Source organism: Hymenobacter lutimineralis (genome assembly GCF_008271285.1).
Taxonomy (GTDB): Bacteria; Bacteroidota; Bacteroidia; order Cytophagales; family Hymenobacteraceae; genus Hymenobacter; species Hymenobacter lutimineralis.
In genome coordinates this window covers 173374-199143 of record NZ_VTHL01000002.1, presented here as the reverse complement: position 1 = coordinate 199143, position 25770 = coordinate 173374, and the positions used below count along the sequence as shown (strand labels likewise).

The 25770-nt window shown below is 59.2% G+C and carries 18 protein-coding genes and 1 riboswitch; of the genes, 5 read left to right on the top strand and 13 right to left on the bottom strand.

Features of this window, described 5'->3' with window-relative positions; all coding sequences use genetic code 11:
- Positions 1-69: 69 nt before the first annotated feature.
- The 7 genes from FY528_RS03125 to FY528_RS03095 form a co-directional block, all read right to left on the bottom strand.
- The gene (locus FY528_RS03125) at positions 70-654 is read right to left on the bottom strand and encodes a hypothetical protein (RefSeq protein ID WP_187631982.1); all 585 of its coding nucleotides are present in this window, start codon (positions 652-654) and stop codon (positions 70-72) included.
- 125 nt (positions 655-779) lie between these two features.
- Complete coding sequence (locus FY528_RS03120; RefSeq protein ID WP_149069532.1) at positions 780-1334, bottom strand: OmpA family protein; 555 nt, start codon at positions 1332-1334, stop codon at positions 780-782.
- A 99-nt stretch (positions 1335-1433) separates the two neighbouring features.
- A complete protein-coding gene (locus tag FY528_RS21150; RefSeq protein WP_187631981.1) occupies positions 1434-2291 on the bottom strand; it encodes a hypothetical protein in 858 nt (285 codons plus the stop codon).
- Between the two features lie 214 nt (positions 2292-2505).
- Positions 2506-5550, bottom strand: a complete 3045-nt coding sequence (gene infB, locus FY528_RS03110; protein ID WP_149069531.1) for a translation initiation factor IF-2 — start codon at positions 5548-5550, stop codon at positions 2506-2508.
- A 121-nt stretch (positions 5551-5671) separates the two neighbouring features.
- Positions 5672-6952 carry a transcription termination factor NusA gene (gene nusA, locus FY528_RS03105; RefSeq protein ID WP_149069530.1) on the bottom strand — a complete coding sequence of 427 codons (1281 nt, stop codon included), beginning with the start codon at positions 6950-6952 and terminating at the stop codon, positions 5672-5674.
- 90 nt (positions 6953-7042) lie between these two features.
- Entirely contained in the window at positions 7043-7513 is a 471-nt protein-coding gene (gene rimP, locus FY528_RS03100; RefSeq protein ID WP_262383891.1) for a ribosome maturation factor RimP, read from the bottom strand.
- 120 nt (positions 7514-7633) lie between these two features.
- Positions 7634-11110 carry a DUF7948 domain-containing protein gene (locus FY528_RS03095; protein ID WP_187631980.1) on the bottom strand — a complete coding sequence of 1159 codons (3477 nt, stop codon included), beginning with the start codon at positions 11108-11110 and terminating at the stop codon, positions 7634-7636.
- A 107-nt stretch (positions 11111-11217) separates the two neighbouring features.
- Between FY528_RS03095 and FY528_RS03090 the strand changes: the two genes are divergently transcribed.
- From FY528_RS03090 to FY528_RS03080, 3 genes are all read left to right on the top strand, one after another.
- Positions 11218-12342 (top strand): endonuclease/exonuclease/phosphatase family protein, encoded by a 1125-nt coding sequence (locus FY528_RS03090; protein WP_222931783.1) that lies wholly within the window; start codon positions 11218-11220, stop codon positions 12340-12342.
- 240 nt (positions 12343-12582) lie between these two features.
- The gene (cysS, locus tag FY528_RS03085) at positions 12583-14088 is read left to right on the top strand and encodes a cysteine--tRNA ligase (protein ID WP_149069527.1); all 1506 of its coding nucleotides are present in this window, start codon (positions 12583-12585) and stop codon (positions 14086-14088) included.
- Between the two features lie 114 nt (positions 14089-14202).
- Complete coding sequence (locus FY528_RS03080; protein WP_149069526.1) at positions 14203-15231, top strand: M28 family peptidase; 1029 nt, start codon at positions 14203-14205, stop codon at positions 15229-15231.
- A 76-nt stretch (positions 15232-15307) separates the two neighbouring features.
- Here FY528_RS03080 and FY528_RS03075 read toward each other — a convergent pair whose 3' ends face one another.
- The 5 genes from FY528_RS03075 to FY528_RS03055 all read right to left on the bottom strand — a co-directional run bounded on the left by FY528_RS03075 (position 15308) and on the right by FY528_RS03055 (position 21056).
- Entirely contained in the window at positions 15308-16213 is a 906-nt protein-coding gene (locus tag FY528_RS03075) for a S66 peptidase family protein (RefSeq protein ID WP_149069525.1), read from the bottom strand.
- 85 nt (positions 16214-16298) lie between these two features.
- Positions 16299-17165, bottom strand: coding sequence for a Cif family virulence factor (locus FY528_RS03070; RefSeq protein WP_149069524.1), 867 nt, complete (start codon positions 17163-17165; stop codon positions 16299-16301).
- A 120-nt stretch (positions 17166-17285) separates the two neighbouring features.
- Positions 17286-18323 carry a homoserine O-acetyltransferase family protein gene (locus FY528_RS03065; protein ID WP_149069523.1) on the bottom strand — a complete coding sequence of 346 codons (1038 nt, stop codon included), beginning with the start codon at positions 18321-18323 and terminating at the stop codon, positions 17286-17288.
- Between the two features lie 222 nt (positions 18324-18545).
- The gene (locus FY528_RS03060) at positions 18546-19928 is read right to left on the bottom strand and encodes an O-acetylhomoserine aminocarboxypropyltransferase/cysteine synthase family protein (protein ID WP_149069522.1); all 1383 of its coding nucleotides are present in this window, start codon (positions 19926-19928) and stop codon (positions 18546-18548) included.
- Between the two features lie 374 nt (positions 19929-20302).
- Positions 20303-20416: riboswitch (SAM riboswitch) on the bottom strand.
- Between the two features lie 349 nt (positions 20417-20765).
- Positions 20766-21056: a LysM peptidoglycan-binding domain-containing protein gene (locus FY528_RS03055; RefSeq protein ID WP_149069521.1), complete on the bottom strand. Its 291-nt coding sequence runs from the start codon at positions 21054-21056 to the stop codon at positions 20766-20768.
- Between the two features lie 229 nt (positions 21057-21285).
- Here FY528_RS03055 and FY528_RS03050 point away from each other — a divergent pair, with 229 nt between their 5' ends.
- Positions 21286-21702, top strand: coding sequence for a lipocalin family protein (locus FY528_RS03050; protein WP_149069520.1), 417 nt, complete (start codon positions 21286-21288; stop codon positions 21700-21702).
- 286 nt (positions 21703-21988) lie between these two features.
- The gene (locus FY528_RS03045; RefSeq protein ID WP_187631979.1) at positions 21989-24475 is read left to right on the top strand and encodes an erythromycin esterase family protein; all 2487 of its coding nucleotides are present in this window, start codon (positions 21989-21991) and stop codon (positions 24473-24475) included.
- Between the two features lie 18 nt (positions 24476-24493).
- On the opposite strand, the gene FY528_RS03040 is transcribed toward FY528_RS03045, so the two are convergent.
- Positions 24494-25573, bottom strand: coding sequence for a lysylphosphatidylglycerol synthase transmembrane domain-containing protein (locus FY528_RS03040; RefSeq protein ID WP_149069518.1), 1080 nt, complete (start codon positions 25571-25573; stop codon positions 24494-24496).
- Between the last annotated feature and the right edge of the window lie 197 nt (positions 25574-25770).

Sequence of the window (25770 nt, the reverse complement as noted above, 5' to 3'; positions counted from 1 at the left end):
CACCCAAGCCGTTAGAGCGAAAAATGGCTGCTACCCAGTGCGGTAGCGCCATTTTTGTATATAGGCATCTCATTTTATCAAAATAGCATGAAGAACCTGGTAGCGGCTTTGGTAGTGGCCGCAGGCATAGTCGGCTTTACAAGTGAAGCCCATGCCCAGGCTGATGCCCCACAAGGGCCTGCCGGACCTGTATTTGAAGCGCCAGCGGCCCAACAAAAGGCCCCGCGCAAGCGGAAGGCCTCGGCCAATGATATTGCTCGTATGCAGCGCCGGATGGCTATGAATCCTGATCAGGCCAAGCGCGACCAGCAAATAGAAGTGCTTGAAGCTCGGGCGGGTGGAAGTACTAGTATGGGGCGGGGTACTTCCCGGCAGTATGAAAGCGGCAACGGGGGATTCGTGGTACGCCGTTTCCGCGATAAAACGGGTTCCGCCACGCAGAAGCGCGGTCAGACCCGCCCGGCCCCGGGCATCAACCCCAAAGGAAAACCTTTGAAGCATAAGAAAGCCAAGCGCTTCTTGTTCTTCAACGCTTAATTCGTAGGTAACCCACAAAAAAATCCCCGAAACATCGTTTCGGGGATTTTTGCTTTCACAACGAGGTGAAGCCACCGTTCGCCTCCACCAGGTCATAAAAGGAGCAAGCTCCAGCAAGTCATATTCACTTGCTTTACTTATACGTCAGCCACTGGAGCCAGGGTGGCTACGGAAATCAATGCAATAACTCTATAGCGTATTTCGGAGCGAGTACCAGTACACCGGCTGGTACTTTGCCCGGCTTATAGCTTAATAAACTCAGTGCGCTGGTTAAGGCTGTCGAGGCCCGTGGAGGAATCTGTTTCCAGGGGCTTGGTGCCTCCGTAGCCTTTCGTCGTCAGGCGCGCTGCATCTACCCCGCCGCGTACCAGCGCAGCCCGAACGGCATCGGCCCGGCGTTGCGATAAGGTGAGGTTAGTGGCTGCATTACCTTCCCGCAGCGTGTGCGCTTCAATCCGAACTTTAACGTCTGGGTTAGCGGCTAGCGTATTGGCCAAAGCCCGAACAACTGGCTGGGATGCTGCCGTGATGGTAGCCGTGCCGGGCTCGAACTGAATGCCGTGGCAGACGATTTTGCCATCGGCCAGCAGGGTGCTGTAGTACTCAGTGGTAGCTTCGTTGGTTTTGCGTTCCACGGCAGCTTCGGCTTTTTTGCTGAGGCGGTCGGCTACTTTTTGTGAAGCCTTGTCGGCCAGTTTGTCTTCAACTCGCCAGAGCAGGCCTAACTGGGCCTGAGCCGGCGCGGCAACTAACTGCAGGACTATCCACAGCGTGCAGAATGACAAGAGCGTTTTCATAGCTAAAGGCAGGAAAGGTGGTAAGGCGGAGCTTTGCTAGGCTTGAAGGAATTGTAAACTGGGCCGTATCAGCGTGGATAGGGTAAAAGCCTCTTTACACTAGAAGCGCACCGAAGCACCGATCTTCAGATAAGACATATCGTACCCAGCCTCAGCAAATGCCCCGATTTTGTCGGTGACATAGTAACGAGCTCCAAGGAAAAGGCCGCTGGTTACGTAGGTACCACCCCAAGCGTTTGAGTCGGCGTACCCATAGTTGTCTGAATAATTTTCAATGCGGGCACCAAGGGCAAGACCAGCGTAGGTATCCAGCTTCTCGTTGTCAGTGAAGTTGTAGTGATAAGTGCCGCGGACTCCTACATAAATATTGCTCCAGGTAGCCTTGTAGTCGCCGGAGCGCCAGGTATAAGCCTTATAACCAACCATAGCACCTACCCCGATAACGCCTGGGCCTAAGCCCTCATACATTCCACGCTCAACTGATAAGCTGAGGGCTGGAATAGACTTCCCGGTGCCTCCCAGCAGGCCATAACCATAGCCTAAGCCTACACCCAAGCCCAAATTGGCAACCGTTGAGCCTTTGCCAAAGGTTTGAATAGAAGCAGAAGCGCTGCTTTCCTTCGCTGGAGCCGCAGCCTTAGTGGCGGTTGGTTTGGCAGTAGCGGCTGGAGCAGCAGACTCTGTTGCCGGCCGGGCCGTAGCAACGGGCTTAGCAGTAGTGGTAGTTGGCTTAGCTGCCGCAGGTTTGGCCGCTGGCTTAGCCGTAGTAGTGGTCGTACGCGCAGCTGCAGGTTTGGCAGTGCTTTTAGCAGCTGGTTTTGTTTGAGCCAGAGCGGTGGTAGCCAGGCAGGATACAGCCAGGCAGAGGGTAAGTGCTTTCATAGCAGCAGAGTGAAGAGGGCAGAAACGGATTATGGTCGAACACGATGAGTACAATTCGTTCGTGTTGTGATACAAAAGTACCGTGTGCCCCTGCCTGCGTCAATCGCATGATGATGTGAGCAGCATTAAGTAGGTATGCTCAAAAGCCTGCTGAACCTATCACCAGCCGAGATATCAGTTGCGCGATGCGCTGATTACCCGCTATTTATGTGATGCAGTGGCTGCCTCGGTAAACAAAAACCCCCAACCTGCTAGCAGGTTGGGGGTTCATAACCAAGTGTATCAGGCCTTACAGCGTACGTTTCACTTCTTGCTCTTCAAAGCCCTCAATGTTGTCGCCTTCGCGCAGGTCATTGAAGCCTTTCAGCGAGATACCGCACTCGTAGCCCTGGCGTACTTCCGACACGTCGTCTTTGTAGCGCTTGAGGTCCTGGATTTCGCCCGAGTGTACCACGATGCCGTCGCGCACGAGGCGCACCTTGGTTTTGCGGGTGAACGTGCCATCCGTTACCATACAGCCAGCAATGGTGCCCACTTTGGTAATGTTGAACACCTGACGAATCTCGGCGTTGGCTACTACAACTTCTTTCACCGTTGGTGCCAGCATGCCTTCCATAGCATCCTTCACCTCGTTGATGGCGTTGTAGATAATCGAGTAGAGGCGGATATCGATCTGCTCCTGCTCGGCCAGCTTGCGGGCACTCAGCGAAGGACGAACCTGGAAGCCAATGATGATGGCGTCGGAAGCCGAAGCCAGCAGAACGTCGGACTCCGAAATGGCGCCCACACCCTTCGAGAGGATGTTCACGGCCACTTCCGGCGTGCTCAGCTTCAACAACGAGTCGGCCAGTGCTTCTACCGAGCCGTCCACGTCGCCTTTCACAATGACGTTGAGCTCCTTGAACGAGCCAATTGCCAGACGACGACCAATTTCGTCCAGGGTAATGTGCTTCTTGGTGCGCATGCTCTGCTCACGAGCCAGCTGCTGACGCTGCGTAGCCAGTTCGCGGGCTTCGCGCTCCGTCTCCATCACCTGAATCTTGTCGCCGGCTTGCGGGGCGCCCGTAAGGCCAAGTACCTGCACCGGTGTGGCCGGGCCAGCCGTCTTCATCTTCTTGCCGCGGTGGTCGGTCATAGCCTTCACGCGGCCGAAGTGCGGACCTGCCAGCACGATGTCGCCAACGCGCATGGTACCTGTCTGCACCAGAATGGTGGTTACGTAGCCCCGGCCCTTGTCAAGCGAGGCTTCAATAACGGTACCAATGGCGTTGCGGTCAGGATTGGCTTTCAACTCCAGAATCTCGGCTTCCAGCAGGACTTTCTCCAGCAGGTCGTCAATGCCCAGGCCGGTTTTGGCCGATACTTCCTGGCTCTGGTACTTACCGCCCCATTCTTCTACCAGCACGTTGATTACCGACAGCTCCTCGCGGACCTTATCGGGATTGGCGCCGGGCTTGTCAATCTTGTTGAGTGCAATAACGATGGGTACCCCCGCCGCTTGGGCGTGGTTGATGGCTTCCTTCGTTTGGGGCATCACCGAGTCATCGGCCGCTACCACAATAATGGCAATGTCAGTAACCTTGGCACCCCGGGCACGCATGGCGGTAAACGCTTCGTGACCTGGTGTATCGAGGAAAGTTACCCGCTTGCCCGACTTGGTCATTACATCGTAGGCACCGATGTGCTGGGTGATACCGCCGGCTTCGCCTTTAGCCACGCTGGCACTCCGGATGTAGTCAAGCAACGACGTCTTACCGTGGTCGACGTGACCCATGATGGTGACGATAGGCGCCCGAGGCTGCAGGTCTTCTTCGTTGTCTTCGACTTCGATAACGGTATCCTCTTCCTCCGCGCTCAGGAATTCTACGTCGTAGCCAAACTCATCCGCAATAACGGTAATGGCTTCGGCGTCGAGGCGCTGGTTGATGGATACGAACATGCCCATGTTCAGACACACCTTAATTACCTCGTTTACCGACACGTCCATCAGGGACGACAGGTCGTTGGCCGAAATAAACTCGGTTACTTTCAGCGTCTTCGAGTCAAGCTCGTTTTGCTGACGAGCCAGTTCGCTGGCTTCGGCCACCCCGGCCCGCTTGTCGCGGCGGTACTTGGCGCGGTTCTGCTGCTGACCACGGCCGCCGCTGAGCTTGGCCAGCGTAGCCTTGATCTGCTCCTGAATCTGCTTTTCGTTTTGCTCCGGCGTAAGCGCGGGCGCGGGCTGGCGCTGACCGCCACCTTGGCCGGACCGCTGGTCGGGGCGCGGACCGCGCTGGTCGCCCGGGCGGCCACCACCCTGGCCAGGACGGCCGCCCTGGCTGGGAACTACTGGCCGGTTCTGGCCCGTATTCGGTCCGGCGTTCTGATTATTGCCTCCCGGCGTGCCAGGCACTGGCAGCCGCTGGCGCTTCTTCTTGGCATCAGCACCCAAGCCGCTCTTACGCACATCGGAGGATGCCACGGGGCGCGGGCCCCGGCCACCACCGCGGCGGGAAGAGTCAACAGGAAGCTCAATTTTGCCCAGTACCGTAAGTCCTTTCAGCTGGTCAGCTTTGGCTACGATGGTACCAGCATCCTCTGGCGTTTCCGAAGCTTCTGCCTCAGGCTGCGGAGCGGGTGCCGATGCCACCACGGGGGCGGGGGCCGCTGGCTGCGGTGCAGCAGGGGGGACCGGAGTAGGAGCCTGCGGCTGGCGTACTTCGGCTGGGGCAGCCGCGGGAGCCGGGGCTACGGCTGTCGGCGTTGGAGCTACTGGTGCTGGGGCAGGGGCTGGCGTAGGCTTCGGCTTAGGAGCCGGGGCCACTTCGGCCACCGGCTGAGGAGCCGGTGTGGGTGCTGGTGTAGGCTGAGGCGTAGCAACGGGAGCCGCTGCAACGGGGGCCGGCGCAGGGCGCGGGGGCACGGGGCGGCCTTTAGCGTCCAGCTCAATTTTCCCCAATACTTTCAGGCCCGGTGCCTTCGGGGCTTCGACCACGGGGGGCGTAGCGGCAGGTGCGGGAGCCGGTTTAGGCTCTTCGGCGGGCTTGGGAGCGGGAGTAGCAACCGGGGCGGGAGCAGGAGCCGGTGCCTTGGGAGCCTGGGGCTCTGGCTTGGGCGGATGTGCTTCAAGCTCACTCTGGCGCTTGGCCTGGGTGAGCTTAACGGCATCAATTTTATCCTGTGCTGAAGAAGCAAATTCTCTCTCCAGCAGTCCTACCTGCTCGGCAGTCAGCTTCGTGGTAGGCTTATTGTCTACCTGATGCCCTTTTTTAGCCAAGGTTTCTACCACCGTGGCCATTCCAATATTCAGGTCTTTGGCTGCCTGCTGTAGCCGTTTAGGTGCTGCTTCCGCCATTCTATGCTCGCGAACGATACTCTTAATCAGTTGCAAAGGTACTATTTAAATCTTGCCGGGCAGCGTTAAATCAAGCCACCCGGCTTGATTTAATGCCTTTGCCGTACCGGCCGCTGCGCCCTCATTGGGCGGCGTCGGCTGGAGGGGTTTCGGATTCTTCCTCGTCTTCGAACTCCTGACGAATGACGCGGAAGACTTCTTCCACGCTTTCTTCTTCCAGTTCGGTGCGACGAACGAGGTCTTCTTTGCTGACGGCTAATACGGCGCGGCCCGTGTCGAGGCCAATCTTTTTCAGCTCGTCCAGCACCCAGGCGTCAATTTCATCCCGGAATTCGTCCAAAGCAATGTCTTCTTCGTAATCCCCGGCTTCGCGGAATACGTCGATTTCCATGCCCACCAAACGCGAGGCCAGCTTGATGTTGGCGCCGCCGCGGCCAATGGCCAGCGAAACCTGGTCTGGCTTTAAGAATACCGAAACCCGGCCTGTTTGTTCGTTTATTTTCATCGAGCCGATTTTAGCCGGCGACAAGGCCCGCTGAATGTATAGCTCGAGGTTGTTGGTGTAGTTGATTACGTCGATGTTCTCGTTTTCCAGCTCCCGCACCACGGCATGGATTCGGGAGCCTTTCATGCCTACGCAGGCACCAACGGGGTCGATGCGGTCATCGTAGCTTTCTACGGCCACTTTGGCCCGCTCGCCGGGCTCGCGCACAATGTTCTTGATGGTGATCAGGCCATCGTAGATTTCGGGTACTTCCTGCTCAAACAAACGCTCCAGGAAAGCCGGCGCGGCGCGGGAAAGGATAATCTTGGGTGTGCCGTTCAGGATTTCTACGCGGTGTACCACGGCGCGCACGGTGTCGCCCTTGCGGTAGCGGTCCTTCGGGATCTGCTCCGACTTGGGCAGTACCAGCTCGTTTTCGTCCTTGTCCAAGATCAGGGCCTCGCGGCTCCACACCTGGTACACTTCGCCAGCAATGATTTCGCCTACCTGATCTTTGTAGGTCTGGTAGAGGTTGTCGCGCTCCAGGTCTTTCACGCGCTGAATGAGCGTCTGACGGGCCATGAGCACGGCGCGGCGGCCGAAGTCTTCCAGCTTCACTTCTTCTGCTACCGATTCGCCGATTTCAAAGTCAGGCTCGATTTTCTGTGCTTCGGCCAGCGGAATTTTGTCGAAGTCCCAGATGTCCTCCGAGTTGTCGTCCACAATTTCGCGGTTGCGCCAGATTTCCAAGTCGCCCTTGTCCACGTTGATGATGACGTCGAAGTTCTCATCCGTCGTGTACTTCTTGCGAATCATGGTCCGGAATACGTCTTCCAGGATGCTCATCATCGTGGGACGGTCAATGTTTTTGGACCGGGCAAACTCGGCAAACGATTCAATCAGGACGTGGCTGTTCATCTGATTTAAATTGTTGAATTGTTGATGGGCTGGAAGGAGGCAGGTTGCATGTTTATGAATGTACAATCAGCCGTTTGGCCTTCCGGCTACTTACTTAAATGAAATAACCACTTTGGCTTCCTGGATAGTCTCGAAAGGCAACAGGACGGCGGGCAGGGTTTTCTTTTTGTTTTTCTCTTTTACTGTTTCGGCCAGTTGAATGCCGCCAGCTTCCACGGCTTCCAGAGTGCCGGTTTTCTCGGTGCCATCGGCGAGCTTGAGGCTGAGCGTACGGCCCACGTGGCGAACGTACTGGCGGGGGTCGGTCAGGGGCTGGTCGGCCCCGGGCGACGTTACCTCCAGCGTGTAGCTAGCTTCTTCGCCGTAGGCCTCCTCGATGCGGCGGGCCAAACGACGACTAACCAGGGCGCACTCATCAATACCAAGACCCTGCTCCCCATCCAGAATAGCCGTTACCTTGGGGCGAACGGCATCGGATACAGTAAGCCCAACAATGAACAGCTCCGGTCCGGGTAGGCTGTCCTGCAGCATCTCGGCAATCTGGGCGCGGTCAAATTTCATAAAGACGAACCAGGTGATAAAAGAAAGAGGGGACTACGCGTCCCCTCTCTGATTCTTTAGTTGCTGGGGCAAAGATACAACGAAATATCCCGCAACGCAACCAAGCCGCCATTACGGGGCCTAGCGGTGGATATCCAGCCAGCCTTTGTACTGCCGGCCATCCGTGTCGCGCAGCAGGAAGTAATAGACGCCCCCCGGCAGCTGGCCCCCGTTCCAGTCGTTCTGGTAGTTGTTGGTGCTGTACACTTCCTGCCCCCAGCGCGAAAATACCTTAAGGTTGACGGGCAGGCAGGTGTAGTGCTGCACGAAGGTTTCGTTGAATTCGTCACCGTTGGGGGTGATGATGTTGGGCACCAGCGGATCAGCCACTACTATCTGCAGGTAGCGCGTCTGCACCTGGCAGCTACTGTTGTAGTAGGCCGACATAGCCACGGTGTAGGTGCCGGCCTGCGTATAGGTATGCTCTACATCGGCCGTGGTGCCGTGGGGGGTGCCGTCGCCGAAGTCCCAGTCGTACTCGTTGGCGTACTGGGCCGGGGACGAGAAGCGGATGGTGAAGGGCGCCAAGCCGGTTTTGCCCGGGTAGGCGGGGCACTCCGGTACGGGCAAGGGCTCCAGGTTCGTGTTCAGGGGCGCCATCACCACAAACCGGTCATCGGACTCCGGGCAGCCGTTGGCGGCCGTGTAGGTATAGGTGAGCGTGAGGCGCTGGGCTTTAGTGGTAGCAGCCGGCGGCGTAAACATACCCTCGGGGGTAACACCCGTGCCCGACCACACGCCCCCCGCCGGAGAAGCGCCCAACAGCTGATACGGGGTATTCTGAAAGCTGCACAAGGCCGTGTCGCGGCCGGCATTTACGGAAGGCGGAGGCAGAATAACAATCTGCTGGCTGGCCTGCCCGCACTGGTCGGAGGGCAGGATATAGCGGATGGTGTGAGTGCCGGGACCCGCTACGGCCGGGTCAAACACGTTGCCTTGTACCCCCGGTCCGCTGAACGTGCCACCTACCGGCGTAGCCGTCAGCGTTATTTTTCCGGCATTAGAGCATTGCTGGGGCGCCAGCGTAAAGTCGACGGGCAACACGGGGCGCACCGTCATGCGCAGGGTGCCTTTGGTGAAACATGTCCCGGTAGAGGCCACCGAATACACTAGGCGCTGCTCCCCTACCAGATCGGGGCTGGGCGTGAAGATGTAGCTGCCATCGGCGTTTTTGCTTACGCCCGGTCCCGACCAGCTGCCGCCGCCCGGGCTGCCCGTCAGGGGAATAGGGCTGCCGTCGGCGCAGACGGCCTGGGCCGGACCGGGGTTGGCGATGCGCAGCTCGAAGTCAATCTTAAAGGCAGCGTTGTTGCAGTTGGAGCTGTTGTTGCGGGTGGAGTACGTGTTGGCGCCCGGGGGAATGGGAAACTGGGAGGAGCCCCGGCAGCCCCCGCACACGGCGTGGTACACTACGCCGCGCTTGTCGAAGCGGCTGGTGCCCCCATCCACGTGGTCTCGGCCGCCGTTTTCGCCGAAGTACGTAGCGTATTCAATGGCCCGGGCGCCGGCCCCAAACTGCACAATGTAGAAGTCGGAGCCATCGGTGCGCGGCTGCACGGCATTGCTGGTCACTACCAGGTCCTCGGTGGTGCCATTGGTGTAGCCGCTGTTTACGCTGCCGCCCCAGCCGCAGGCGTAAATCCGCTCACACTCATCTACCAGGAAGGCCGTCAAGGATAGGTCGATGCCGCCCCGGCCACTGCCAAACACCGTAGCGTAGGTAAGAGAGCTGAGTTGAGGGTCCAGCTTTTGAATGAATTGCCCCCCGCGCCGCCGCCGGTTGTCGTACAAGCCCGGGGTAATAGGAAAGTTGCCAAAGCTTTGCCCCAGCACGTACACGTTGTCGGCGGCATCCAGCTGCAGGAAATACACCTGGTCGTACTGGGAGGTGCCGCGGTAGGTAGCCTGCAGTAGGGAGGTGCCATCGGCCGAGAGGTGGGCGATGAACCCGTCGGTGTTGCCGGCCGGAGCCGGCTGCAGGGCGCCCGCGGTGATGGGGAAGTTGGTACCGGTAGTGCCCCCGGCCACGTAAATGGAGCCATCCGACGCCAGCTGGATAGAATAGGCAGCATCGGCCCCGCTGCTGCCCAGGTAGCTGGCCCAGTACAGCTGGTTGAGGGTGGGGGAAAACTTCATCACTACGCCATCGAGCAGGGCACCGCCGTAGCCCCGGTTCAGGCCATTCCGGACGGGAAAGTCGGTGCTGTTGGTGCAGGAGGCCACGTACACGTTGCCTTCCTCATCGGTAGTAATGTCTCCCCGGAAAGTGTCGCCGTAATTGCGGGCCAGGTAGTTTTCCGCCCGGGTGTAGGTATCGATGTTCAGGCCATCCTGCCCGGAGCCGCCAATGAGCGTGGACGCTACCAGGCTGCTTCCTTCCGGCGAAAGGGTGGCCACAAACAAATCCGAGCCGTTGGCATACGTATAGTCCTGAAAGACGCTGTAGCTGCGGCCCGGCTGCAGGGTGCGGCTAAAAGCGCCCCGGGTAGTGGGAAACTGCTTGGACGAAGTAGAGCCGAATACAAGCAGTTCCCCTTTGGCATTCACCACCAAGCTGTGGGGCGTTTCGGTGTTTTCGCCGCCCAGATACGTGGCGTAGAGGCGGGCTGCCGGGCCGCTCACCCGCGTGTCGTACTTGATGATGCCAATATCGATAACGCCCCCGAATGACGTGCTGAAGGCCCCGGCCGAAACCGGGTAGCCGGGGTTGAACACAACGCCGCCGGAATAGAGGTGGCCTTCCTCGTCGTAGGTAGCGGTATTGCCCCAGTTATCGGCGCTGGAGCCGGTATAGGAAGAAAACACCACGGTAGGGTCGATAGTCAGGGCCACTTCCTTACGGTAGCCCTGCGGAAACTCGAAGGCCACGGTTTGCCCGCGTAGCGTGTAGCGGCACGGCACCGGCACCCGGGTGCCTTTGATATCCTGCCAGGCCCGCGGGGCCAGCTCCGTGACTGAGCCCACCGATGTACCTACCACCAGGTTGCCTTCCTGGAGGCGGAGCGTGTTGGTACCCTGGTAGCGCAGGCGAATAGCTTCGGGCCGGCCGCCTGGCTGCACCAGAAAATCGTATTCGAGTTGCCCGCGGGCATTTTCATACAGCTGCATATCGGTTTTAGGGTACAGCTGCTGATACTGCACTTGGCGGAAGCTGCGCACGTTGGTAGCCCACTGGCGGGCGTCGGAGCCATTGAAATAGTTGCGCCGCTCGGCCGTAGGCACAGCCCCCGCTACCTGGGGTGCAGGGTTACTGCCTTCGAAGCTGACGGTGTAGGCGTGGCCCCGCAGGCCCGCGGCTTGCGCTGGGGTCGTACTCGCCTGCTGGTGGCTGTGCCGGGCCAGGTCCTCGGCTGAGAAAAGGGAATACGTGAAGCCGGTAGGGCGCAAAAACAACCGGCCCGCCGGCAGGCTGGCGGCGTAGCGGACGGCTTTGGGCCACTGCCCCCGGTTTTCAATAAACTCCAGACTCTTCTCCGGGGCAGGAGAAGCGCCGCGCGTGACCGAGCCGAACGTGGTTAGCGTGCCCAACACGAGTAACCACCGGTAAAAACGCTTCATTAACTGGCAGAATGTAAAGCTTAAGAGAACGGAAAGATACCGTAAAGCGCCGATTGGTGGCATGGCCCGCCGGAAACCTCGGGAAATCGTATTTTGCGCCCTCATTCGTGTTTGAATTCGTGCGTCGTTCGTTTGCCTTTAAGTGCACTTTGCTTACGGTGGCCTGGGTGCTGCTGGCCATTGGCGCACTGCAGATTCCCCCGTATCAGCTGTGGCCGGCCGCTTTTGTGGGCATGAGCCTGCCCGTAGCCTTGGCCGCCACGGGCGCCTGGCTGGTGTACTGGGTGCTGCGCCGCTGGACAGTAGCCCTGCTGCCCCTGGCCGTGCTGGTGCTCACCTGGCCGCACGTGCAGCGCGGTGTAGCCTTGCACTTGCTGAGTCCTGCGCCGGCCAATGGTCCGGCTGTGCGGGTGCTGAGCGCCAACGTACGCATCTTTAATGTGTACCGACATCTGCGCGACGAAAACTACACCACGTCCAAGGCCCTGATTAAGTGGGTAGCCGAGCAGCCTGCTGACCTGGTGTGCCTCCAAGAGTTTTACAACGAGCCGCAGCCTACCCGGGAAAACGGGCGGGTGTTTCAGAGCGTGCAGCGCATCGGCGAGGACCAGCAGCGCCACCCTTTCGTGTCCGTGACGTTGCAGAATGGCATTGGCGCGCAGTTTGGGCTGGCCATTTTCTCCCGCTACCCCATTGTGCACCGCGGCACCATTCCGTTTGGGCGGCTCACGCAGAACCACGCCATGTTTGCGGATGTGCGCTTGCCCCAGGGCGACACCATCCGCATTTACAACGCCCACCTGCAAAGCATGAGCATGGCCGAGCAGGATATTGTGGATAGCTATTCCAGCAAGGCAGGCCTCAAGGCGAAGGGGTTGGGGCTGCTACGCCGGTTTAAGCGCGGCCTGGTAGCCCGGGCCCGGCAGGTCGATACGCTCCGCCGGCACATGGACCAGTGCCGTTACCCCATCCTCTTCTGCGCTGACCTCAACGACTTGCCCTACAGCTACACCTACGACCAGCTAGCTGATAAGCTGCAGAATGCCCAGGCCACGGCCGGCAACGGGGTGGGCGCTACCTACAACGGCCGCTTGCCATTCGTGCGCATTGATAACCAGTTTGCCGGGCCGCAGTGGCAGGTCGAAAATTTTCGGGTGCACGAGGAAATTCCGTACTCCGACCATTTTCCAACGTCCGCTACCTACCGCCTGCTTCCGGCAAGCAAACAGTAGGAATTATATACCAGGCGCTGGAATGAATATACCGCTCATGGAACTTTATAGACTAACCCAACTGATTTTTGTGCCGCAAAAGCAGCCTTTTAGACTTTGTTGCGGCTAAATCAGGAAAATAGCAGATCAAAAGCAGCCTCAGGCTGTTAATGCATTCTTTGCCACTGCTCATGCGGATGGCACACTTTTTAAATCTTCTTCCGCTCTCAATCTGCGAAAACAGCGGTTACTTTTGTCCTTATGCAGCACCCACTTTCGCTCTACAACACGCTTACCCGCCGAAAAGACGCTTTTCAACCCCTGCATGCGCCTTTCGTGGGCGTATACTTGTGCGGGCCTACCGTGTACAGCGAAGCCCATATAGGCAATGCCCGCGGGCCGGTGGTTTTTGACGTGCTGACGCGCTACCTGCGCTACCTAGGCTACACCGTGCGCTACGTGCGCAACATCACCGACGTGGGCCACCTGGAAAGCGACGCCGACGAAGGCGAAGATAAAATCAGCCGGATGGCGCGGGCCCGGCAGCTGGAGCCCATGCAGGTGGCCGAGCAGTTTGCCAACCTCTACCACCGCCACATGGAGGTGCTGGGCTGCCTGCCGCCTGATATCGAGCCCCGCGCCAGCGGCCACATCACCGAGCAGATTCAGCTGATTCAGGAAATCATCGACAACGGCTTTGGCTACGAGGCGGGCGGCTCGGTGTACTTTGATGTGCCGGCTTACAACGCCGCCGGGCGCGGCTACGGCAAGCTGTCCAACCGCGTGGTGGAAGAACTGCTGGCTGGCTCCCGCGACAACCTCGCCGGGCAGGAGGAAAAGCGCAGCCCCCTCGACTTCGCCCTCTGGAAAAAGGCCGATGCCCGCCACCTCATGCGTTGGCCCTCACCCTGGGGTGAAGGGTTCCCCGGCTGGCACCTGGAGTGCTCGGCCATGAGCCGCAAGTACCTGGGCGCCGAGTTCGACATCCACGGTGGCGGGCTGGATCTGATGTTCCCGCACCACGAGTGCGAAATTGCCCAAAGCCAGGCCAGCCACTCCCACTCCGACGAGGCCCGGGTGTGGATGCACAACAATATGATTACGGTGAACGGGCAGAAGATGAGCAAGTCGCTCGGCAACTTCGTCACCATTTCCGACCTGTTCCGGGGCGGTAGCAGCATCCTCACCCAGCCCTACTCGCCCATGACGGCGCGCTTCTTCCTCCTGCAGGCCCACTACCGCAGCACCGTAGACGTGAGCGACGAGGCCATGCAGGCCGCCCGCAAAGGCTACCGCAAGCTGATGAATGGCTTGCGCGTGCTGGATAAGCTCGTGTTGCCCGAGGGCACGGAGCGGACAGCGGATACCGCAGCCGCCGACGCAGAGCTGCGCAAGCTTACCCAGGACTGCTTTGCCGGCTTAAATGATGATCTGAACACGGCCCGGTGCGTGGCCTCGCTCTTCAACCTGCTGCGGAAGTTCAATGGCTACGCAGCCAACCTGGCCACGCTGGCCCAGCTCAGCGAGGCTGCCCTCACGGAGGCTACTACCACCTACCGGGCGCTGGTAGAAGAGGTCCTGGGCTTGCAGGACGAGCCGCGGGCCAATGTGGAAGATCTGCTGACGCTGACGCTGGGCTTTTACCAGGAAGCCAAAACAGCCAAAGACTACGGCAAAGTAGATGCTATTCGCGCCGCCCTGAAAGAGCAGGGAATTGTGGTGAAAGACACCAAAGCCGGCGTTGACTGGGCTTACAGTGAAGAGTAGCCAACGCTGGCCTACGCCCCGCTGCGTAGCACCAAGGCTGGCTCAAAACCAATAAAAAGGCCAAGGCCATCGGTATTTAAGCCGCTTGCCTTGGCTAATGACTTTCCCGCTGCTATGAACTACCGACTTCCTCGTTTCGCTTCCTTTGCATTGGCTGCTTTGCTGTTTGCCACCGGGTGCCGGGATGAAAAGAAAACCACTGAGTCGACTACCGGGGCGCAGGAGCAGAAGCTGGCCAAGGCTCCCGTCTTCAATGCCGACTCAGCCTATGCTTACGTGGCCCGCCAAGTGGCTTTCGGGCCCCGGGTGCCCAACTCGAAGGCCCACGTAAATACCGGCGACTGGCTAGTGCGGGAATTCAAGAAGTATGGTCTCACGGTGCGGGAGCAGCCATTCGAAGCCATGGCTTTTGATGGCAAGATGCTGAAGTCGCGCAATATCATTGCCCAGTTTAACCCCCAGGCGGCCCGGCGCGTGGCCATTTTCTCGCACTGGGACACGCGCCCCTTCGCCGATAAAGACAAAGAGCACAAGAACGCACCGCTTGATGGGGCCTGTGATGGGGCCAGCGGGGTAGGGGTGGCCCTGGAAATGGCCCGGGTACTGGCTGCCCAGCCCGACAGCCTCCAGCCCAAGGTCGGCGTAGACTTTATTCTCTTCGATGCCGAAGACTATGGTCACGACGACACTACCCAGGGAAACCTGACCAATCAGCTGGAAGCCCTGGGCAAAGACAGCTGGTGCCTGGGCTCCCAGTACTGGGCTCAAAACGTGCTGCCCGTGGGCTACAAAGCCAGCTATGGCGTTTTGCTGGATATGGTGGGCGCCAAAAACGGCAAGTTCAGCCGTGAACAGCTTTCCCGCCAATATGCTTTGCCCATCGTAGGAAAGGTTTGGGACACGGCCGCCCAATTAGGCTACTCCGACTTTTTCCTGTTCAAGGATATGGGCGGCATCACCGATGACCACGTCTACACCAACCAGGCTGGGGTGCCTACCATCGATATTATCGATACCCTCCCGTTTGGTGATGAAACCTTCCCCGCTTACCACCACACCACCCAGGACAATATGAGTGTCATTGACCGCCGCACGCTGAAGGCGGTGGGCCAGACGCTCGTGCAGGTGCTGTACGGCGAATAATACTGCCCTGCCTCATTAATAGGCGTCCAGGGAAGCCGGCCCTTGTGTGCTAGCCGCGGCGTGCTGCAACTGCTGCCTATACGTAAGCTACCCGGGCCCCTTCGGCCGATACAGTAAGGCGGGCTTCCCGGCCCACAATTAAGGCTAGGTTGTGGGCCTCGTGGCCTACGGGAAAGCCGTGCGCCACCGGGAAGCCATATTTCGCGGCGTACTGCTGGATGATTTCGTTAGGCGTCTGCCCGTAGGGCGTGGTATTGTCCTGCGGGTTGGTGAAGTGCCCTACCAGCAGCCCGGCCAGGTTGCGCAGCTTGCCGGTCCGGTCCAGGTGCACCAGCATCCGGTCGATGGCGTACAGGTATTCGTCGATGTCTTCCAGGAACAGGATGCGGCCGGCGGTAGTCACATCGGAAGCCGTACCAGTGAGGGTTTGGAGCAAACTCAGGTTGCCACCAACCAGCTCCCCCGTCGCTTCACCGAGCTGGTTGAGTGGATGGGCCGGTAATGCGTAGGGCAAGGCCTCGCCAAACAGGGCCCGGCGCAGGCTGTCCAGCGACTCGGCCCCGCCTTCCTGGTGAAACAGCAAGGGCATCACTCCATGAATGCTCTGGTAGCCCAGCCGCAACAGGTGGCAGTTGAGGGTGGTAATATCCGAAAAGCCAGCCAGCCATTTTGGGGAGTCGCCGAACCGTGAAAAGTCAATCTGGTCGATAATTCGCGGGGTGCCATATCCGCCGCGCGCCACGAAGATGGCCCGGATGGCGGGGTTATCGAGCTGCTGCTGTAAGTCGCGGCGGCGTAGCGTATCGTCGCCGCCAAACTGGTGGTGGGCCACATTAGTCGATTCCCCTAAAACCACGCGCAGTCCCCAGCTCTCGAGGGTAGCTACGGCCGCCGCCAGTTCTTCGTGGGAGGCTTTGCGGGCCGTGCAGACAATGGCAACCTGGTCGCCGGAGCGAAGTGGAGAAGGAGCAATAGCGGACATAAGGCAAAGCTAGAAGAAACCCCGACGTCTGGTGTAAGGCAGTATTTCTATTTCCGTAAAGCACTGCCCTTGGCCCCGGCAGCAGCTACACCGCATCAGGGCTCAGCACTTCCAGCACCAGCAGCCAACGGTCTGAGCTTCGGCGCCAAACGTGCAGGAAAAAGCCCCGCTCGGGTTTGCTTTCCAGGTAGCCCAGGGTGTAGCCAAAGTCGCCAGCGGCCGAAACGCCCGTGCGCAGGGGCGTAAGCTGCACGGCCTTGGGCGAGGTCTCAACCAGTGCCCGGGCGCCGTTGCCTACGTAAGGAAGTTGCCCCTCGCGCAAAAGACGGAGCTCTTGTGTAGGGCCCAGTACGGGCTTATAGGCTTGGCGCAGGCTTAATCGGGCGCGTTGCACCAGGGCTTGCTCTGCGGCTATCAGGCTGAGCCGGGCTTGAGCAGTATCGGCTGTTGCCGGCCGCTTTACGGGGTAAGTAGTGGGCCAGGCTGCCTTAGGAGCAGTGGTGTAAGCCATGTGGGAGATGCCCCCATCGTAAATAGCTTGCCAGGTACCGTTGCTGCCTTTCTGCCAAAGGGTTACAAAGTCGCCAAAAGCAACGGGCTTCTCATTGGCGCCGCCGGGCCGCAGCTCCCAGGGGCCTGTGGTAAAGCCCAGGTCGCCGGAGGCCGAAATATCCGCGTACGTAGGGCGCCACAAGATGCGTCCGGGCTGTTCGGGCTGATTACCGTAGAGGGCAGCGCCCGTCTGAAAAGCACCGCCGCCGAACATCCAGGCGGTGCTCAGGTAGCGGCTGAAAGCATCCTGCACGCTGTGCTGACTGCCATAAGCCGCGAAGGCTACCTCCGCCGCCACCATCTGCCGGAAGTCAGTCTTCACGGTGGGGTCGGGTTTTCCGAATAAGGGCAGCCAACTGGTCAGCAGACTCAGCAGGGGAGCCGTAAGGAGCGGTAGCATGGGTGGGCTTGCGAGGGCGGGTTCGCAGGCTAATATATGCCCTTCTGCGGCATACGCAAGGCAGGTGCCAAGCTGAGCAGGTGGACCGCAGAGCTGGCCTGGTAAATCTTAAGCTGCCGGTTAATACACGGCGGTGCGCACGTGGAACTGCTCCAGAAGCTGGGTGATTTGCGCGGTTTCAATCAGGAAGCCGTCGTGGCCAAAGCCCGAGTCCATTTCCGCGTACACCGCCCCGGGAATATGGCGGGCGAGTAGCTGCTGTTCGGCGGGCGGAAACAGCACGTCGGAGCTAATGCCGATAACTAGCGTGCGTGCCTGGATGCCGGCCAGCACCGGGCCTAACTCTCCACCCCGCCCCCGGCCCAGGTGGTGCGTATCCATGGTGCGCGACAGGGCCACATAGGTATAGGCGTTAAAGCGTGCCACCAGCTTGTCGCCCTGGTATTGCTGGTAGGCGCTGGCCCGAAAATCGGTTAGCTGATCGTCGGTGGGTTCGGCTTGCGTTTGGCCGTAGGCTTGGTAGCTGCGGTAGCTGAGCAGGGCCGTGGCCCGGGCTGCCCGTAGTCCCGCTGCCCCACCCGTAGGCGAGGCCGTGTGGTAGGTGGCATCGGCGAAGATGGCCAGGCGCTGCGCCTCATTAAAGGCTATACCCCAGGGCGAGTGCCGCGCATTGGTGGCCAGCACCACTAGGTTGCTGAACAGGGAAGGTTGCTGCACGGCCCATTCCAAGGCCTGCTGCCCGCCCATCGACCCCCCAATCAGGGTGTGAATGTGCCGGATGCCCAGGTGCTGCCGAAGCTCCTCATGGGCCGCCACTAGGTCGCGAATGGTGAGCAGCGGAAACGCCTGGTACCACGGGCCTTCTCCCGGGGTGCGGGCATTTAGTGGGCCCGTACTGCCGTAGCAGGAACCCAGAATATTGGCGCACACAATGAAATGCTCCTCGGCATTGTAGTAGCAGCCCGGGCCAAACAAGCCGGGCCACCAAGCCAGCACATCGGAGTTGGCGGTCAGGGCGTGGCACACCCAAATGACGTTCGTGCCTTCAGCGTTCAGGCGGCCGTAGGTATGGTAGGCTATCTGAACGTGGGGAAGAAGTGCTCCGCTTTCCAGCGGCAGCGGATGAGGAAGAGTATATAGGTGTGGTTGGGAGGTCATATACGACGGTAACAAAAAGCCCCAGCCGGGGGCTGAACCAGCAAGTGCCGAAGGTAAGTAGCTTACCCACCACCTGCGGTTGCGAACTGCCAATTCAGCCCGAGCCGGGGTAAAGAAGCCGGCCGGTACGCGGGGTTGCGGCTTGTGTGCCGGTACTGCGGCAGAAAAGGCCAAAGCCCGGCTGCTCTATTCGGGCAGCCGGGCTTCTTCCTGTAAATAGACTTAGACCTCCAGTGGAGCCGCGTGCTCCGTTTCGGGCTCTGGCAGCAGCGTGCTGTCGGCACTTTCCAGGGGCGCGGCATTCTTCACCGCCTCAAACGCCTGGGCCAGATCAGCGCGGATGTCGTCGAAGTGCTCGATGCCCACTGACAGGCGGAGCAGCGTGGGCGTCACGCCTGCGGCCTGCTGCTCGGTTTCGGAGAGCTGCTGGTGCGTGGTAGCCGAGGGCTGGATGATCAGCGTTTTGGCGTCACCTACGTTGGCCAGGTGGCTAATGAGTTTCAGGCTGTCGATAAACTGCGTAGCCGTTTCCTTGGAGCCTTTGATGGCAAAGGTGAGCACCCCGCCGTAGCCGCGCTTCAGATATTTCTGGGCCAGGCCATGGTAAGGGCTGCTTTTCAGACCAGGGTAGTTCACGGCTTCTACCTGCGGGTGCTGCTCCAGCCACTCGGCAATCTTCAGCGCATTTTCTACGGTACGCTCTACGCGCAGGCTCAGGGTTTCGAGGCCAATGAGTAGCTGCCAGGCATTGAAAGGGCTTTGCGAGGGACCAAAGTCGCGCAGGCCTTCTACCCGGGCCCGGATGATGAAGGCAATGTTGCCAAAGGGGCCGTTCTTGCCGAATACGTCATTGAACACCAGGCCGTGGTAGCCCTCCGAGGGCTCCGTAAACTGGGGGTACTTGCCGTTGCCGAAGTCGTACTTGCCGCCATCCACAATCACCCCGCCAATGGAGGTGCCGTGGCCGCCAATCCATTTCGTGGCCGATTCTACCACAATGTGGGCGCCGTGCTCCAGGGGCCGGAACAGGTAGCCGCCCGCCCCAAAGGTATTGTCCACGATGAGTGGCAGGTCGTGCTTCTGCGCAATGGCGGCAATGGCTTCAAAGTCCGGCACGTTAAAGCTGGGGTTGCCGATGGTTTCCAAGTACAGGGCCTTGGTATTCTCGTCAATCAGCGCCTCGAAGCTTTCGGCTTTGTCGCCATCGGCAAAGCGCACTTCAATGCCCAGACGCTTGAAGGCTACTTTAAACTGGTTATAGGTGCCGCCGTACAGGAAGGAGGTAGAGACGAAGTTGTCGCCGGCCTGCAGAATGTTATTAAGCGCAATAAACTGGGCCGCCTGCCCCGAGGAAACGGCCAGCGCCGCTACTCCGCCCTCCAGCGCCGCAACGCGCTGCTCAAACACGTCGGTGGTAGGGTTCATCAACCGGGTGTAGATGTTGCCGAACTCCTTCAGGGCAAACAGATTGGCACCGTGTTCGGCATTTTTGAATACGTAGCTGGTGGTCTGGTACAGCGGCACGGCGCGGGCACCGGTGGTGGGGTCGGGCTGCTGGCCGGCGTGGAGTTGGAGCGTTTCGAACTGGAGGCTTTGCGTGGACATAGTTGTGGCTGATTTGAAGGCGGAGGGAAAAGAAACCGGGAGAGAAAGCAGGGAAAAAACGGGCTACGAAGACACGTAGCCGAACCCGTATCGAATCTGAAAAGCGGCTGATTAACAGCGGGTCAGGTTAGGCGATACTGCCACAGTGCGTTGAAAAGCGGCAACACTGGGCTGTGCAGGGCAGGGGGAAAGCTGAGGCCGGGAGGCTAGCAACAGCAACAACACGCGCCGCAACAGGGGCGCATTCGCATTCGCTCGGTAGTTGGGCCAAAGGGCGCCACGCGGAAACCCCAGGGCTGAGCGGCAAGTAAGGCAGCAGCCGGAGCGGTGGGGAAGGTAGAGGCGAAAGCGAAGGAGTTTTCCATGGTACTCGAAGGTTATATGCCCCGCCGCCGTAAGGCTGGTCGGGCAGGAATTGGCACCTTTCGCGCGGTCGAAGGTTGCCAGCGGGTCACGGAGCCTGTTCTCTCGCCGCTTCTGTATAAATCCTATGAAAACTACCCCGCCGCGAGCGAGGGAGTACCGGGTTGGTATTGCAAAGGTATAGCCATGAATTTGACATATGCAATAGCCCTTGAATTTTTTCTTCAAAAACGAAAAGACCGTGGGTAGCTGAAGTATTGACAGATAAAAAATTGATATTCAGTAAATACTGTTGAAATAGTGCCTTTTTGAAGATAGCAAGGCTTGCAAATTATATGGCTGATACAATAAGGTTACTGTAGCCTCTACAGTGGTTGGGGGATAAAGACAGCTGCTGGTTTAGCACGAAAAGCCAGCAAAAAAGCCACGCTTTGGGGCGTGGCTTTTTTGGATATTAACAGGAAGCCTTCTGGCTTACAGCTTAGGCAGCGTCAGCACTTGGCCTACTTCAATGTGGTCGGGGTTGGCGCCAATAGTGGCTTTGTTGGCATCGTAGATCTGGTGCCATTTGGCAGCGTCACCGTAGTGGTGCTTGGCAATTTTCGAGAGCGAGTCGCCGCTAACTACGGTGTAGGTGTCACCGGTAGCTGCGGTAGTTTGGTTGGCGTTGCCGAAGAAATCAGTATTGCCAGCGGGAGCGGGGTTCGTTACGGGAGTAACTGGCTTTTTTTCGCCTTTGTCGGAAAGGAAATCAAATAGTCCCATGGTGGTGCGAAAGTTTAAAGGTGTAGGGAGAAGTAACCGGCTATCAGGGAGATGCCTGCAGGGTTGCGCTTTCATACGCCGATCGGGGCAATTAGTTTTTGTACCGAGTGGGCGCAAACATCTTCTGCACCTGCGCCGTAAGAGGGGCACAAGTGGCTGGTTGGCTATATAGTGCCAGTTAGCTGCTTACCCTGAACTCTCTCCGTTCACCAACTCCCTATTCTTTCCGATGAAAAATCAAACCAACCCATTCCGCTACCTGGCCGCTTTGCTGGTGCTGGTCGCCTTGTTTGCCTCGTCCTGTGGTAGCAAAGAAGGCAAAGTTGAGGGCGTAAACATGCTCTACGGCACCGACAGCAAAGTCTGGAAAACCGACAAGGAGCTGAGCGCCACTGGCGACAAAGTAGCCCAGACGGATGCCCAGGAAGACGAACGAATTACGTTCTACGCCAACGGTCAGTACAACATGGCCTCGCCCGCGGGCAGCACGGCCGGCAAATACACTTTCGACCAGGGAACCAATAAAATCACGATGACGCCCGATGGCGGTGCCCAAAGCAACACCTTTGACGTAGTAACCTTGACCGACGACAAGCTTACGCTGAAGAGCCCCGCGGGGGCCGAGCTGCGCCTCGAAAAAGAATAACCTTTGCTGCCAGGTTTAAAAAAGCAGTCTGAAAAACTCGAAAAAGCCCTTCTGCCTCGTGCGGAAGGGCTTTTTTGATATATGGCCGTGCGCCATGCAGCTTTTACCCCGTCGGATGGCTCACCTAAGCAAGCCAACTCGGCACCACTTGGTAGCTTACGGCGCATTAGCTTTTATTCCCTGGCCTTCTACGCCCAATCATTACCTCTACCGCTGGCTGCTAACCTTGCTGTGTAGTACCATTGCCACGATTTGCGGAGCGCAAACTGTTCCCGCCAGCTCGGCAATGGCTGCGCACCCCATTCGCAGCATTAGTCCTACAGATACCGACTTCGGTGACCTAGAATTTTTGCGCCAGGAAATAGGCGGCGCCCGGGGAGTTATGCTGGGGGAGCCCACCCACGGCGAAGGCAACGTGTTTGAGGCCAAAGTCCGGCTGCTACAGTTTCTGCAGGCGCGCTTGGGCTTCACCACGGTGGCTTTTGAAAGTGGCTTTTATGAGCTTGATAGAGCTCAGCGGGCTATGGAGGCCGGTACTTCGGCCGCTGAAGCCATCGACAACAGCGTGTTTGGCGTGTGGACCAGCACCCGCGAATTTCGGGAGGTGCTACCGCTGCTAGGGCCCGGTAAACTAAAAGTAGCCGGGTTCGACTACCAGCTGAGCGGAGCTTACCAGGAGGAACTGCTGGAAGAGCTGGAAATGTTGCTCAAACCCGAAAAAGGAGCCGACGGCATTGCCTACGACTACCTCGACGAGTGCCTGAGCATGATGGGGGAGCATTTCCTGTTTCCGCCTTCTCACCAGATTCAACTCTTCGATCTGCAGCTGGGCAAAGCCCGCCGTTTGTTGGAAAAAGTGGCGGCTGGTTCTGATGCTAAACGCCGCGAACGGGCAACCTTCTGGCTTCAGAACCTACGTAGCCTGCAAGCCGCCGCCCACGACTACGCCGCTAACGACCCCGGCGTGAAGGACTCCACCGAGTTTAAAGCTGCCGACAGCAACCCCCGTGATGCGCAGATGGCCGCCAACCTGCTGTGGTATCTGCGCCAGCATCCGCAGGAAAAAGTAGTCTGCTGGGGTGCCCTGCCGCATCTGTCGAACAAGGTGGAAAAGCTCGACGATGCGGAAATCAAAACCTATAAGCCCATGGGCCGGGCCGTGAAAGCTGCTCTGGGTGAAGATGCTGTGTATGTGCTGGGCACGCTGGCCGGTGGCGGCACCCATGGCTTTTTGGGCATGGGCGGCTACCAAACCGTACCAGTGCCGGCCGCGGGCACTCTGGAAGCCGAGCTGCTGGCCACGGGCCAGGAATACGCTTTCGTGAGCCTGAAGCACGATGCGCCCGGCAAAGTGCTGACCACCTATGCCTTCGAATACAAGCCCCAAACCGGCCCGTGGAGTGAAGTAGTGGATGGGTTCCTGTTCCTGAAGTCGGTGAACCCGCCGCACGGGGCCGCGCCGGCCGTAGCGGCGGAGCCAGCCGAAACCCCGGCAAAACCCAGCGAAGTTCCAGTTGCTCCTGGCCGCCTGAACCCGGCGGCTCGGCCTATTGGGAAAACGGGGGCTGCCCTGACGCTTAATGGTACGGTGCTCGACCGCAAAACGGGCCGGCCGGTGCCGTTTGCAACGGTAGCCGTGCCCGCCCGGAGTGCAGGAGTAACGGCTAATGCGCAGGGGAGCTTCCGGCTGGAAGTGCGGCGGGGTGAGCTGGTGCAGGTAAGCAGCATTGGGTACGAGGCACTCATCCTGGCGGCGCAACCTGCGGGTAAGCTCACGCTCCACCTGGTGCCGGCCGCTTTTGCCCTGGCCAATGTGCGGGTAAGTGCCCAGTCCCAGGATCCAAAGCGCATCATGAAAAAGGTGATTCAGGCGGCCGAAACCAACTACGAGCAGCAGGATTACCTGGCGCAGGTGTACACGCACCGCCGCATCAGCAACTTCGACACGGTGCAGACCGAGCTGGAGTATACAAGCCAGTTGTTCGAGCCGGCCGGGTACCGTCATCGGGATGGCGGCTTTCTGATGGCCGGGCCCTTCACTAAGCGCCGGGTTCAGGAAAAGCACCTGGTCATTCAGCCAGCTGACTCTACCAGGCCCGTAGGGTTACCCATCGGGAGTGGGGCCGAAACAACTGACCCCGTCCGGACGTCCCCGCTGTTCAAGTCGGCTACGCTAGGCAAGTACGTGTTGCGCCTGGATACCATCCAGCAATATGCCGGAGCTACGGTGTACGTTATCAATTTTGCCGTGAAGCGCGCTACCCACCGCAGCACGGGTACCTACCTGGAAAAAAGCTACTCGGGCAAGGTCTATGTACGCCAGGATGATTATGCCGTGGTACGCTACGAGGCCTTGTGGCAGTTTGATACCGTCCGTTATAACTCTGTTTCCCGCAAATACTACGGCCGCAACAATCAGATTTCCCGGCTCTATACCGAAGTCTTCTCCGAGAACCGGTCGGCCAATATTGTGCTCTATGAAAAGGGAAGCAACGGCCGCTACCACACTGCCGTCAGCGTGTCTCAGAGTTTGGCCATCGGCCGCCGGCTGGGAGGGAGGCCTTTCTACTACCAAGGCAGCGGGGAGGAGTACTTTACTAGCCTACCCGCGGGTACCGCAGTCTTGCCCCTGAACCCGAAGCTTGCCCCCCGAGCTGCCGAGATGGTACACGTGCAGTTGCAGCATACCCCGTACCGCCCCGAGTTTTGGCGAACTTATCAGCGTCCCTTACCCGCCGAACTGGCCCCGGAGCTGGAAGCCACCAAGAAGTAAAGGAGTAAGAAACTAAAGCTACAGGCCCAGGCTGCCGGGCTCGGGCCGCCGCCCGAATACGCGCGTAATCCAGCGGGGTAGAAACACGGCTCCAAATACCAAATACAAGTAGTACGTGACGATGCGGTAAAGCAGCACGATAAAGTTGGTCATGGTAGGTGTGCCGATGAACTTGCCGAAGAACGTGGGGAATGCGCCTTCCGCAATGCCCGCCCCGCCCGGCGTAATGGCCACTAGCAGGATAACTTTGTACGTGATGTTGCGGGCAAACATCATAGTGAATTCACTGGGCGTGGTGGGCACGAAAGCCGCAATCAGGCAGCCAATAACCAGGTAGCGCGCCGTCCACACGAACACGGTGCTGAGCACGGCCCGCAGCCAGTAGCCCGCCCCATTTCCCCGGATCTGGGTAGAGGCCCACACCATCTCGTTGGCGTGCTGGTAGGCCTTGGGGCGCCAGCGGCGGAGGATGCGCAAGGAAAACAGTCGCACCAGTACCCGCTTCACCGACAAAGGGTTGATGAACAGCGCGTACAGCATGAGCGCGGAGTAAGCCGTTACCATCACGTAGCTGAGCCCAAAGGCCACCTTCAGCGTGGTCATAAAGCCGCTGTTCAGGTTCTCATCGGGGTACAGGCCCTCGTGCGCCAGCCACACGACCAGCGGCACCATCACCACGTAGTAGAGGTTGTCGAGCAGGGCCGTTACCATCACGTAGGCCAACGACTTGCCCAGCGTGATGCCTTCTTTGTTGAGCAGGAACGGCGCCACGGACGTGCCGCCCACCGCCGAGGGCAGAATGCACGAGGAAAACTCCCAGATCATAATCACGTCCAGCGAAGCGCGCCAACTGAGCACCCGCTCCGAAATGTGGCGGATGCGGTACACATAGCCGGCGTCGCGGGCCACCAACACCAGCAGGGTTACCAACAGCCACAGCGGACTGGCGTTGGCCAGCGGGGCCAGGTCGCCGGGCTTGTAGCTGCGCCAGAACATAAAGCCCACCACGCTCAGGCCCAGCAGCACGGGCAGCACAATGCGCGAAGGCCGGAGCTTGTCGAGCAGTTGCTGTTCCTGGGTGGGCTGCGTTACGGGCATAAGCGAAGCGAAAAGTATGCACAAAGGTAGCCATTAATCGGCCCCGGTAAGGAGGCGTACGTGCGGGCAGGAATGTCGTTCCGGCTCAACCGGTAGTAGGGAAAACTCGTACCTTTGGCCACTACGTGGCACCGCGGTAAAAGAAGCGGCCAACCTTTCGGCTTAACTCCCTGTTGTCTCGTCAGTTTCGTCCCTAC